8 protein-coding genes are annotated in these 12,931 nt (G+C 75.5%); 6 read left to right on the top strand and 2 right to left on the bottom strand.

The annotated features are described in order from the left end of the window. The first annotated feature begins 83 nt into the window (after positions 1 to 83). The 6 genes from BLR33_RS08565 (at position 84) to BLR33_RS08540 (ending at position 9,001) form a co-directional block, all read left to right on the top strand. Positions 84 to 914 carry an oxidoreductase gene (locus BLR33_RS08565; protein ID WP_093783670.1) on the top strand — a complete coding sequence of 277 codons (831 nt, stop codon included), beginning with the start codon at positions 84 to 86 and terminating at the stop codon, positions 912 to 914. A 127-nt stretch (positions 915 to 1,041) separates the two neighbouring features. Continuing rightward, the gene (locus BLR33_RS08560; RefSeq protein WP_093783669.1) at positions 1,042 to 2,064 is read left to right on the top strand and encodes a DUF4190 domain-containing protein; all 1,023 of its coding nucleotides are present in this window, start codon (positions 1,042 to 1,044) and stop codon (positions 2,062 to 2,064) included. A gap of 129 nt (positions 2,065 to 2,193) precedes the next feature. Beyond that, positions 2,194 to 2,946, top strand: a complete 753-nt coding sequence (locus tag BLR33_RS08555) for a GntR family transcriptional regulator (protein ID WP_093783668.1) — start codon at positions 2,194 to 2,196, stop codon at positions 2,944 to 2,946. Positions 2,947 to 3,098: 152 nt separating this feature from the next. Further along, positions 3,099 to 3,353, top strand: coding sequence for a hypothetical protein (locus BLR33_RS08550; RefSeq protein ID WP_093783667.1), 255 nt, complete (start codon positions 3,099 to 3,101; stop codon positions 3,351 to 3,353). Between the two features lie 238 nt (positions 3,354 to 3,591). Then, on the top strand, positions 3,592 to 6,069 hold the full coding sequence (locus tag BLR33_RS08545; protein WP_093783666.1) for a SpoIIE family protein phosphatase: 2,478 nt from the start codon (positions 3,592 to 3,594) through the stop codon (positions 6,067 to 6,069). Positions 6,070 to 6,448: 379 nt separating this feature from the next. After that, positions 6,449 to 9,001: a SpoIIE family protein phosphatase gene (locus BLR33_RS08540; protein ID WP_093783810.1), complete on the top strand. Its 2,553-nt coding sequence runs from the start codon at positions 6,449 to 6,451 to the stop codon at positions 8,999 to 9,001. Positions 9,002 to 9,049: 48 nt separating this feature from the next. Here BLR33_RS08540 and BLR33_RS08535 read toward each other — a convergent pair whose 3' ends face one another. Continuing rightward, positions 9,050 to 9,763 (bottom strand): PspA/IM30 family protein, encoded by a 714-nt coding sequence (locus BLR33_RS08535; protein WP_093783665.1) that lies wholly within the window; start codon positions 9,761 to 9,763, stop codon positions 9,050 to 9,052. Positions 9,764 to 10,230: 467 nt separating this feature from the next. After that, entirely contained in the window at positions 10,231 to 12,387 is a 2,157-nt protein-coding gene (locus tag BLR33_RS08530; RefSeq protein ID WP_245771261.1) for a TPM domain-containing protein, read from the bottom strand. Between the last annotated feature and the right edge of the window lie 544 nt (positions 12,388 to 12,931).

Below are 12,931 nucleotides of genomic sequence, written 5' to 3'. Positions count from 1 at the left end.
AAGGGCCGCCCCCGGCAGGGTGGTCACCGAGAGGGGCCGGCGCCGGAAGAGGCGGCGGACCCGCGCACACGAGGGAGTGGACGATGAGCAGGGTATGGCTGGTCACCGGCGCCAACAGCGGCTTCGGCCGGGCGATCGTGGAGGCGGCGGTCGCCGCCGGGGACGTCGTGGTCGCGGCCGCCCGCAGGACGCAGGCGCTGGACGACCTGGTGGCCGCCCACCCCGACCAGGTGGACCCGGTGCGGCTCGACGTCACCGACACCGCGGCGATCGGCCCGGCCGTCGCGGACGTGCTCGCCCGGCACGGCCGGATCGACGTCCTGGTCAACAACGCCGGCCGCACGCACGTCGGCGCCTTCGAGGAGGACACCGACGAGCAGCTGCGCGACCTGTTCGACGTGCACGTCTTCGGCCCGGCCGCTTTGGTGCGCGCGGTGCTGCCGGGTATGCGCGAGCGCCGCTCGGGTGCGATCGTGCAGATGAGCAGCATGGGCGGGCAGATGTCCTTCGCCGGCTTCTCCGCCTACAGCGGCACGAAGTTCGCGCTGGAGGGGATGACGGAGGCGCTGCGGGACGAGGTCGCGCCGCTCGGGATCAGGACGCTGATCGTGGAGCCCGGCGCCTTCCGCACCTCGCTGATGGGCAACCGCACCCTCAGCCACGAGGAGTTGGCGGACTACAAGGACACGGTCGGCGCCACCCGGGCGATGGCAGCCGCGGCCGACGGCAGCCAGCCCGGCGACCCGGCGAAGGCGGCCGCGCTGATCCTCGAGGCGCTGGCGGCCGACGAGACGCCGCTGCGCCTGCCGCTCGGCGCGGACGGGGTGGACGCCGTTCTCGGCCACCTCGACCAGGTGCGGGCGGAGATCGCCGCCTGGGAGAGCAGGGCGCGGGCGACAGCGTTCGAGGGCTGAGGCTCCCCCCGGGTCGGGGCCTGGCTCCGGGAGCACCCCTGGCCACCTCGCACCAGGGGCAGGGCTGATGACCCCCGGTGACCCCCGGGCCCCTTTTGCGGTCACCAACGAACCGTAAACTCCCCTGGTGGACATACCGCCGCCGCCTCCGCCGCCGCCCCTCGGGGACGAGCCGCCGCACGACCAGAAGCCCTCGGCCCACCCGGCGGGCCCGCCGCCCTACGGCTACCCCCAGGACGCGGGGCCCTCCTACGGCTACCCGCAGGCCGCCCCCTACGGCCCGCCGCCGGCGTACGGCCAGCCGCAGCAGCCGCCCGGGTACGGGGCGAACCCGTACCAGCAGAACCCGTACGCGGCCCCCGGCCCGCCCGGATACCCCGCGGCCCCCGGCTACCCGGGTGCGCCCGGCGTCCCCGGCTACCCGCAGCCGTACCCGCAGTATCCGGGGCAGCAGGGCTGGTTCGCGGTGGAGCGGACCACCAACGGCCTGGCCATCGCCTCGCTGGTGACCGCCTTCACCTGCATCCCCTTCCTCGCCCTGGGGCTCGGCATCGGCGGCCTGCGGCAGATCAAGCGGCGCGGGCAGCGCGGCCGCGGGCTGGCGATCGCCGGTGTGACGCTCGGCTCGATCGGCACCGCGCTGATCGCCCTGTTCGTCGTCCTCGGCGTGACCGGCGTCTTCGACGAGGGCAACACCAAGGTCGCCGACATCAAGGCGGGCCAGTGCTTCAACACCGTGGGCCGGCACCTGTCGCAGTACGGCGACGGCGGCAAGGTGTCCACGACGGTCGACGTGGTGGACTGCGGCAAGGCCCACGACGCGGAGGCGTACGACGTCTTCCCGGTCGACTCCGCGACGGGCGCGTACCCGGGCGTGCCCGTCATCTCGGGCGAGGCGAGCGCCAAATGCCCGGCGGCCGCCGAGGACTACCTGGACGGCAAGACGCTGCCGGCTGGCATGGGCTACTTCAGCTACATCCCGCCGGCCTCCGCCTGGGCCCGCGGCGACCACTCGGTGACCTGCTTCTTCGGCAGCCCCGGCGGCAAGGTCACCGGCTCGGTGCGCTCGGGCGTCACCGGGGGCGGTTCGGACGGCGGTTCGGACGGGGGCCCGGACGGGGACGGTTCCGACGGCGGGGTGGGCGTCTGACCGCCGCGAACCGGGGTCCGGCTACCCCTCCACACCCGCCACACGGTCCGTAAGGCTCACGGCAGAGCTTGCGGACGAGTACCCAGGGTTGCGAAGCTGTCGCACACAGTCAACCCCTGGGAGGGGCACGTGGCCTTCGGTGAGCAGCCCGCCTACCTTCGCGTGGCCGGAGACCTGCGGCGGAAGATCCTGGATGGCACTCTGCCGCCGCACGCCCGGCTCCCCTCGCAGGCCCGCATCCGCAGCGACTACGGCGTCTCGGACACCGTCGCCCTGGAGGCGCGCAAGGTGCTGATGGCCGAGGGCTACGTGGAGGGCAGGTCCGGCTCGGGCACCTATGTGCGCGAGCGTCCCGTGCCGCGGCCGGTCGTGCGCAGCGGTTTCCGGCCGACCGGCGCCCCCAGCCCGTACCGGCAGGAGCAGGCGGACGAGGCGAGCAAGGGCACCTGGGAGTCGCACACCGTGCAGGAGGACGCCTCCCCGCAGATCGCGCAGCGGCTCGCGATCGCGCCGGGCGACCGGGTGATGCGCACCCACTACCTCTTCCGCACCGAGGGCGAGCCCTCCATGCTCTCCACCTCCTGGGAGCCGCTGGCGCTCACCGCCCGCACCCCGGTGCTGCTGCCCGAGGAGGGCCCGGTCGGCGGGCAGGGCGTGGTGCCGCGGATGGCGGCGATCGACGTGGTGGTCGACCACATGGCCGAGGAGGTCGGCGCCCGGCCGGGCCTGGCCGAGGAGACCGCCCTGCTCGGCGGGGTCCCCGGCCACATCGTGATCGAGATCCGCCGCACCTACTTCGCCTCCGGCCGCCCGGTGGAGACCGCCGACGTGGTGCTGCCGGCCGACCGCTTCCGGGCCGTCTACCACCTGCCCGTGCGCTGAGCGCCCGCCGGGAGCAGGCGCGCCCGGGGAGTCTGATGCCGTGTCACGTTTCCGGTCGAACGGCTGGCCGGATCGATACCTCTTCGTGTCATCCCGTGCCCGGTCCGTGAACCTCGGGCGTAGGGTCGGGGCATATGCAAACGGTCGGGCATATGCACGAAGGAGGGGGCGGCGCAGTGACGTCCGAGCTCGGATGGGTCCTGATACGTCAGGACGAGGGCGGCAACCGCTACCGGGTGGGCCGGTACGCGACCCGGGCGGAGGCCGAACGGGTCGCCGGCACCCTCGTAGGGCCCGCGGCCCGGTCCGGCGCGGCCACCGGGCAGAGCGCCGAGCAGGCCCCTGAGCAGGCCCCCGAGCGGATCTACGTCATCGAGCCGGTGTCCCCCCGCCCCGCCGACTCCTGAGCCGGGACCCCGTACGCGCCCTGCCTGCCCCCATGGACGCCCTCACGTCGCTGCGGGCCCTCCTCGCCGGCCCTTGAGACCGGTCACCGCACGTCACCGCCCCCGTATCCGCCGCCCGCCCGCGCGCTCCCGCGGGCACAACCCGGACCAAAGAGGCAGTATCGGGTAAGAAGAGGGAAAAGCTCTCTTGGTGGCCGGGACGCGCGGGCCCGGCCCGACCCGGTCGGGGGTGCAACCGATGAGCGCCAGCGGCGAGCCCCGCCCCGGCACGCTGCTCGACACCCTGCGCGTCGCCGTGGTCATGCTCGACACCTCCGGCCGCGTCCTGCTGTGGAGCCCGCTCGCCGAGGAGGTGCTGGGGTGGTCCGGCGAGGACGTCGTCGGGCGCCGGGTCGGCGGCCTGTTCGGCCCCGCCGAGAGGCCGCCCGAGGACACCCCGGGCAGCGGCACCCCGAAGGTCGGCGCCCGCGGCACCCCGGTGTCCGCCGAGCGCATCCTCGCCGAGCTGATGCGGTACGGCCGCTGGAGCGGCATCCTCGCGCTGCGCCACCGCGACGGGCACAGCGTGCAGGTCGAGACCCGGGCCAGCCTGCTCGTCGACGGCGAGGGGCGACCCTTCGTGCTGGCCTCCATGGTGGAGACCAGCCGGCTGCGCACCCTGGAGCACGACTTGGCCGCGCTGGACGCGCTCTTCGACTCCTCGCCGCTCGGTGTCGCCATCTTCGACACCGACCTGCGCTATGTGCGGATCAACGCGGCGCTGGCCGCCATGAACGGCGTCCCGCCCGCCGACCACATCGGCCGCACCGTCCACGACATCCTCGACCCGGCGGTGGCCGGCCGGATCTCCGAGCTGCAGCGCGAGGTGCTGACCACCGGCCGTCCCGTGATCGACCTGGTCGCCGCCGCCCCGGGACCCTACGGCCACCGCTCGCTCTCCTACCACCGGCTGGTGGACAGCGCCGGCCACGTACTCGGCATCAGCGCCACCGTCATGGACGTCACCGAGCGGGTGCGCGACGCCCGCAAGGCCGAACGCGCCCGCCGCCGCCTCGCCCTGCTCAACCACATGGGCGCCCGCATCGCCGGCGTGCTCGACGTCACCCGGGTCGCCGAGACCGTCGCCGAGTCCCTGGTCCCGGTCTTCGCCGACTACGCGGGGGTGATCCTGCGCGGCGAGGTCGTCACCGGCGGCGACCTGCCGGTGACCGGCTACCGCGAGGGCACCCCGCTGCGGCAGCTCGGCACCGCGGCGGTGCGCTGGACCCCGCAGGTGGAGCGATGGCTGCGGCGCGGGCAGGCGATCTCCTTCACCCAGGACTCCGCCTTCGGCCGGGTGCTGGCCGGCGGCGACGCCCGGATGGTCACCGGCGAGCAGGAGCTGCTGGCCACCACCTACCCCGGCGATCCCAAGGTGTACGCGGCCCTCGAACTGGGCGTCACCTCCATGCTGGTGCTGCCGCTGCGCGCCCACGGCACCGTCCTCGGCCTGCTGGTGGTGGCCCGCTCCGGCGCCCGCGAACCGTACGAGCAGGACGACCTGGCGCTGGCGAACGAACTCGCCTACCGCGCCGGCGCCGCCCTGGACAACGCCCGCCTGTACGCCCGCGAGCGCGAGGGCGGCCTGATGCTCCAGCGCAGCCTGCTGCCGCGCACGGTGCCCGAGCCGCCCGGCATCAACGTCGCCTACCGCTATGTGCCGGCGGGCAGCGGCGCCGAGGTCGGCGGCGACTGGTTCGACGTCATCCCGCTGGCCGGCGGCCGGATCGCCTTCGTCGTCGGCGACGTGATGGGCCACGGCCTGCCCGCGGCCGCCGCCATGGGCCGACTGCGCACGGCGGTGCGCACCCTGGCCGGCTTCGACATGCCGCCCGACGAACTGCTGCGCCGGGTCGACGCCCTCGGCGACGACCTCGCCCCCAGCAACGCCGGCGGCTGGCTGGCCACCCTCGCCTACGCGGTCTACGACCCCTCCACCCGGCACTGCGCCATCGCCCGGGCCGGCCACCTGCCGCCGGTGCTGGTCGAGCAGTCCGACGGCCCCGAGCAGTGCCGGGCCCGCCCGCTCGACCTGCCGACCGGGGCACCGCTGGGCGTCGGCGGGGTGCGGTTCGAGAGCATCGAGCTGGACGTGCCCGACGGCGCCGTGCTCGTGCTCTACACCGACGGCCTGGTCGAGGCCCGCGGCATGGACATCGGCACCGGCATCGACCGCCTGTGCGCCACCCTGTGCCGGCGGCTGGACTCCCTGGAGGACGCCTGCGACGAGCTGCTGGCCGAGCTGGACCCGACCCGCGAACCCGACGACGTGGCACTGCTGATGGCCCGGCTCGGCGGCCTGCCGGCCGACTCCACCGCCTCCTGGACCTTCCCGGCCGAGGCGAGCGCGGTGCGCCTGGCCCGCCGCCGGGTGCGCGACACCCTCGTCAAGTGGGGCCTGGCGCCGCTGATCGACGTCACCGTGCTGCTCGTCAGCGAACTGGTCACCAACTCCCTGCGGTACGCGCACGGGCCGATCGGGGTGCGGATGGTGCGCGGCGGCTCGCTGCTCGTCGAGGTCTCCGACCCGCTGCCCGACCCGCCGCGCGAGCGGGTGGCCGCCGAGGACGACGAGGGCGGCCGCGGGCTGCAGTTGGTGGCCCGCTCCGCGCACCGATGGGGCACGCGGCACGGCGCGCTGGGCAAGACGGTCTGGTTCGAACTCGCCCTGCCCTGAGGGGTTTCGGGCCCGGCTGCGAATTCCTCCGCCGCTTCTGTCCCGGGCCGGTTCCCGTCCTGGCCCGCTCCTGGCCCGCCGCCGTCCCCGCCCGGACCGGCCCCGGACCGGGCGCCGTTCGGGCCGTCGGCACAGCCGAACGGCCACCGCGCGCGCCACGGCGGCCCCCGGAGCGCGATGGTTCGGACCGAGTGTGCCGGGTATGCCGAAGGGGCGGGAGAGAGAGGTGCGACCGAGGGGTCCGGGGACGCCCGTGTACCCCACGAGCTGAGATGATGCTGTGATCGACAAGACCGTGTGCTGGATGGTCGCCATGCTGAATACTCGGCTTCAACCGGTCCATGTGTGCTGAGCTGGAGGGGTCGGGCGAGTGAGCGACATGCCAGCCGGGGCGGTTCCGCCCGGGGACGACACGGACACGGCGATTGCCGGCGTCTGGCAGTCGAGCCCGCCCGGATCGCTTTACGACTACATACGTGTCGCCTCCTTCTCCCTCGACCGCAACGGCCGCATCGACCAGTGGAGCCGCCGGGCCACCGAGTTCTTCGGACTGGCGGCGGACGAGGCCGTCGGCAAGGACCCCGTCTCCGCGTTCGCCCCGCCCGGCGTCCAGGTCCGCGGCCACCAGCGGCTCGCCGAGATCCTCGACGGCCGCGAGTGGAACGGCGTGGTGCCCTACCGCGACGCGGCCGGCGGCGAGGGCCTCGCCGAGGTCTATGTCATGCCCTCCGACGAGGGCGCCCTGTGCGTGGCCGTCGACGTGGCCGCGCTGCGCCAGATCGAGACCGATCTCGCCGCCTCCCAGGCGGTGTTCGGCCAGTCGCCGATGGGCTTCGTGCTCTTCGACACCCATCTGCGCCTGGTGCGGGTCAACGAGCGCTTCGCCGCGGTCTTCGGCCGGCCCGCCGAGGAGCACCCCGGGCGCGGCCCGCACGACTTCCTCTCCCGCGTGGAGGCCGACCGGCTGTCGGCGGCGCTGCGCCAGGTGCTGGAGACCGGCGAACCGGTGCTGGACATGCCGCTGGTGGGCACCGTCCCCGGCGACCCAGCACGCCGCCGCTGGTCCATCTCCCTCTACCGCCTGCACAGCAACTCCGGCCGCCCGATCGGCGTCGCGGGCCTGGCGATGGACGTCACCGGCCGCCAGCGGGCCGAACGCGAGGCCGCCCACGCCCGCCGCAACCTCGCGCTGCTCAACGAGGCCGGCTCGCGCATCGGCACCTCGCTGGACCTGGAGACCACCGCCCGCGAACTCCTCGACGTGGCCGTGCCGCACTTCTGCGACCTCGCCTCGGTGGACCTCTACCAGGCGCTGCTGTCCGGTGCCGAGGAACTGGTGGGCACCACCGACGGCAGCGGCCAGGTGCGCCGGGTCGCCTTCGCCAGCGCGGTGTCCGACGCGCCCGTGGTGATGGCCGGCGACGACGACGTGGACCCCAGCGAAGGCCCCGTCTCGGTGGGCGCGGTGCACCGCTTCCGCTTCAACTCCGCCAGCGCCCGCGCCCTGCGCACCGCCCAGCCCCAGGTGCTCGACGGCGACGGCGGCCACGACCTGGGCGGCGCCCCGCTGGTGCAGTCCACCCTCGTGGTGCCGATGGTCGCCCGCGACACCGTGCTCGGCCTGGTGCAGTTCTCCCGGGCCAAGGGCAGCGAGCCGTTCACCGAGCGGGACCGGATGCTCGCCGAGGAACTGGCCGCCCGCGCCGCCATCTTCCTCGACAACGCCCGCCTCTACCGGCGCGAGCACGAACGCGCCCTGATCCTCCAGCGCTCGCTGCTGCCCCCCGACGACCCGGAGGCGGCCGGCCTCGACATCGCCTGCCGCTACCTGCCCGGCAGCATGGAGACCGAGGTCGGCGGCGACTGGTTCGACGTCATCGAACTGCCCGGCCACCGCACCGCCCTGGTCGTCGGCGACGTGATGGGCCGCGGCCTGCGCGCCGCCGTCGCCATGGGCGAACTGCGCACCGCGCTGCGGACGCTGGCCATGCTCGACCTCGAACCCGCCGAGGTGCTCACCGCGTTGGACGAGGTCGCCAGCGGCCTGGGCGCCCCCGCGGCGGGCCGCGCCCGCCGCTCGAAGAGCCCCACGGACGCCGACCCCGGCGAGGTCTACCTCGCCACCTGCGTCTATGTCGTCTACGACGCGGTCACCCGGCGCTGTTCGATCGCCAACGCCGGGCACCTGCCGCCGGTGGTGGTGGAACCCGACGAGCCGCCGCTGCTGCTGGAGGTGCCCAGGGGCGTCCCGCTCGGGGTCGGCGGCGAGCCCTTCGAAGAGATCGAGGTGCAGCTCGCCGAGGGCGCGCTGCTCGCCCTCTACACCGACGGCCTGGTCGAGTCCCGCAGCCACGCGCTCGACGAGGGCCTGGATGCCTTCCGCGCCTCGCTCGCCGACTCCGCCCGCCCGCTGGAGGATGTCTGCGACCACGTGCTCGCCACCTTGGACACCGCCCACGGCGAGGACGACATCGCGCTGCTGATGGCCCGGATCGAGGGCCTGCCGGCCGACCAGGTCGGCGACTGGACGCTCGCCCCGCAGCCCACCTCGGTCGCCCGCGCCCGCGAACTCGCCCGCGACCAGCTGCTCGCCTGGGGCCTGGACGACCTGGTGGACACCACCGAACTGCTCGTCAGCGAGCTGGTCACCAACGCCCTGCGGCACGGCTTCGGCGACATCCGGCTGCGGCTGCTGCTGGAGCGCACCCTGGTCTGCGAGGTGTGGGACAGCGCGCTGCTCCAGCCGCGCCGCCGCCGCGCCCGCGACACCGACGAGGGCGGCCGCGGCCTTCAGCTGGTGGCGATGCTCAGCCAGAGCTGGGGCAGCCGGCGCACCCACCGCGGCAAGACCGTCTGGTTCGAACTCGCCCTGCGCGGCGACAGCCACGGCTCCCAGGGCCCTTCGGTGGACGACCTGCTCAACATGTTCTGAGCGCCCGCGGGCCCTTCGGGGAGCCGGGGAACCCCCTTCGGCCGGCCGTCAGGAGACCGCCTTCAGCCGGGCGAGGCGCGCCTCGACCTCGTCGGCGTCGGCGAGCGACTCCAGCGACTCGAACCGGCCGTCCAGCGCGGAGGGGGCGAGCTCCTTGCTCCCCTGGGCGCGCGCCTCCTCGCGGCGGACCTTCTCCTCGAAGCGGGTCAGGTCGCTCGTCGGGTCGAGGACGTCCACGCTGCGCACGGTGTCCAGCATCGTGTGCTGCGCCGGAGCGGTCCGCGAACGGGTCACCAACTCCTCGCGCTTGGCCTGCAGTTGCGCGAACCGCTCCTTCATCCTCGCCAGCCCGTCGCGCAGGTCGCCCACCAGCTCGGACTGCGCGGCGATCACCGGCTCCGCGGCCCTGGCCTCCTTCTCGGACTGCAACTGGCGGCCGAGCGCGATCCTGGCGAGGGCGTCGAAGCGGTCGGCCGCGGCCGCGCTGCCCGCCCGGCGCAGCTCGTCCGCCTTGCGGCTCGCGACGGCCGCCTTGCCGCCCCACTCGGCGGCCGCGGCGATGTCCTCGGCGTGGTCCTGCTCCGTCATCCGCAGGTTGCCGATGGTGCCGGCCACGGCGTCCTCGGCCTCCTTGATGTTCTCCCGGTAGTCCCGGACGAGCTGGTCGACCATCTTGTGCGGGTCCTCCGCCTGGTCGAGGAGCGCGTGGATGTCGGCCCGCGCCAGCTGTGCCACCCGTCCGGTGATCGTCTGCTTCGTCATACCTGCTGCTCCCTGATCCGAGGGTTTTCGACGTTGTGGCGGCCCACTACGTGCCCGCCCCGCGCCCGCGCGCCGCGGGTCCCACCCCGGCACCGGCTGCCCGGCGTCCGCCCGAGCATGCGACGGGCCCGCACCCGGCGGTATCGGTCGACGCCGGCCTGGACCGGCGTGCGACCGGGCCTGCGGCCGACGGGTGGTCGGCGGGTGGTCGGCGGGTGGTCGGCGGGTGGTCGGCCTGGACCGCCCCCCCGCCGACGCTCGGTCGGCTCGCAGGGCTGCACCGGGCTGCACCGGCCTGCTCCGTTGTGCAGCCCGCGCAGCCAGCAGGCGTCGGCCCGCACCGGCCCGCGTCCGCCTGCGGCCTGCCACCGGCCCGTAGTCGGGCTGCGATCCGCGTCCGGCCGGCGGGTGGCCGGCCTGCACACCGGGCGGCGGGTCGGCTGCGGCCTGGGGGCCGGGGCGGGGGGTCAGGGCCGGCCTCCGCCGCCCATGCGGCCGCGGGTACGGCCGCCGCCGAAGCTGCCCGGGCCGGCGCCGCCGAAACCGCCGCCCAGGCCGCCGCCGAAACCGCCGAAGCCGTAGCCGCCACGACGGCCGCCGCCGAGGAGGTCGCCGAGCAGGATGCCGCCGAGCACCGCGCCGCCCATGCCGCCGGCCCCCGTGGGCGCCCGGCCCGTACGGTCGGGCCCGAAGCCGCTGACGTCGTCGCGGGCGTGCGCCTGGGCGTCGCGGGCCAGCCGGTCGGCGGCCCGGGCGTGCTCCAGCGCGGCCGCGGGGTCCCCGGCGGTGGCCTGCTCCGCCTGCCGGAGCAGCCGTTCGGCCTCGGCGAGGCGGGTACGGGCCCGGCTGCCGACCGCGCCCCGATGGGTCGTCACCGCGTCCCGCGCGGCGGCGACCTCGCTGCGGGCGGCGAGCATCGCCTGGCCCAGCAGAGCGGTGGCCCGCCGCCGCACCGCCTCGTCCTCGCGGACCCCGGTCAGCGCGCGGTCCAGCGCCTGGTCGGCATCCTGCACCCGGCGCAGCGCGGCGATCGGGTCCGGCCGCCCGGTCGCGGCCTCCTCCCGTACGGCGGCGAGCACCGCCTCGGCCCGCGCCACCCGCCCGCGCAGCTCGGCGTGCGCGCCGCCCGCCCGGCCGGCCACGTCGCCGTACACCCCCGTCCCGCCGCCGGCGCCGTACCGGCTCGACCCGCCGGGCCCCTGCACGCCCGCGCCCAGCACCGCCCGCGCCTCGGCGAGGTCGGCGTCGGTCTCGGCCAGGGCCGCGCTCAGCGCCGCCTCGGCCGCGTGCAGCTCCTGCTCCCGGCGGGTGACGGCGTCGGCGAGCGTCGTCGCCTGGTCCAGCGCGCCCTCGGCGGCCCGTACGAACACGGCGGTCCTGCCGTGGTCGGTGCCGAGCGAGGCCCGCGCCTGGTCCAGGCTGCCGCGGGCGAAGTCCAGCCGGTCGCGGGCCTCGGCCGGGTAGCCCGCCACCGGCTCGAGCGCGCTGTCCGCGTAGCGCGCCGCCAGCGGGCCGAGCAGCGACTCGGCGGCGGCTATCCGGCCCGGCAGCGCGGCCGCCTCCGCCTCGGCCCGCTCCAGAACCTGGGGCGCGTTGGCCTCCATCGCCCGCAGCCGGTCGAACGCCTCGGACTCCGCGTCCAGCCGGCGGTTCGCCTGCGTGCAGCGTGACAGGATCTCGTCCAGCATCTGCCGCCGCACGGCGTCGTCCTCGGGGAACGCGTCGTCCAGCTTCTGCCGCAGCCGGAAGGCCGCGGTCAGCTCGCCCTTGGCGTACGCCACCGCCTCCGCGAACGGCTCGACCGCCTCGTCGCCGAACTGCGCGGACGCGAAGCCGACGTCCTCCTCGCTGGTGCGCACCGCGTCGTCGGTGGCCACCAGCAGCTCGCGGGCCTGCGCGTCCAGTTCCGGCAGCGGGGTGACCGGCACCGGCAGCCGCGGGCGGCCCTCCCAGCGGGCGGCGCCCCTGCCGGCCGAGGTGCGCACCGGGCGCGGCTTGGGGCGGCGCCGGCGGTACGCCCACAGGGTGAGCAGCCCGGCCGCCGCGAGCGCGGCCACCGGGACCCACACCGCTCCCGTCGTCCCCCCGCCGGTCCGGCCCGGGTCGGGCGGGCCCGGTGTGACCGCGGGCCGTACGACCGGGCGGCCGGAGAGCACCGCGTCGTACCCGCCGGCGGCGCCGACCGCGGCACCCGCCCAGTCGTCCTGGCGCAGCGCGGGCTCGATCGCCTCGTCGCCCACCCGGTCGAGCTGGGCCCGCGTCAGCCCCGACTGCGGGTCGGCGGAGACGGCGTACCGGCGGTCGTGCGTGGCGACGGCGAGCAGGATGTCCTTGCGGCCCAGCCCGTTGAGTGCCGCCGTCCGGTCCGCCCACGCCTGCGGCGGGCTGCCGGAGAAGCCGGTGACGTACACGGTGAAGAGCTGCAACCGGTGGCGGGCGTACAGGCCGTCGAGCGCCACGGCCACCTCCGGGCGGCGGTCGCCGAGCGCCCCCACTCGGTCGGTGATCTGGCCGATGCGCGCGAGCGGTACGGGCGCGTCCGCGCGCCCGGCCCCCACGAGCGCCGCCAGCGCGGCGAGCGCCGTCGCGAGTACGGCGGGGAACGCTCGTCGTGATATCCGCACGGTTCGCTCCGCGGGCTGCAGGGGGGAGCGGGGGTGCCCCGCTGGGCCTTTCTGGAGCGTATGCGGGGGTTTCTTTGCCCGCGACTTGAGAAGCCCAGTTGCTGGCTTCTCGCCGTTGGAGTTCCTGTCTCGTCGCCGACTGCCGCACGGCTGTGGCTGTGGGGGTGCCCCCTCTGGGGGAGCAGTTCCTCCCCCAGCGCCCCCAAGAAACGGCAACCCGCCGTAGGGGCCTCCGCGCGTTCCCGGCCGCCGTCCGGTCCTGGGCTTGTCGCGCAGTTCCCCGCGCCCCTGAAAAACCTCGCCGTTCGCGCGAAGGGCGAGCACCTCAGGGGCGCGGGGAACTGCGCGAGCAACCAACCACCGGCCTCGGGACGGCATCGGACCCCGTGGCGCAGACGGGAACCCGAAAGGGGCGCTGGGGGTACCCCCAGGCGAAGCTCTGGGGGAGGAACTGCGCGACAAGCCCAGATGGTGCGGTAGACGGCAATGGCGGGGAACCCCGACGGCGAGTAGCCGCCCCGTAGCCCCTTCGCCGCGGCTGTCG

This window comes from Actinacidiphila guanduensis, assembly GCF_900103985.1.
Taxonomy (GTDB): domain Bacteria; phylum Actinomycetota; class Actinomycetes; order Streptomycetales; family Streptomycetaceae; genus Actinacidiphila; species Actinacidiphila guanduensis.
The sequence above is the reverse complement of the archived record's forward strand: the minus strand, read 5'-3'. Positions and strand labels throughout refer to the sequence as shown.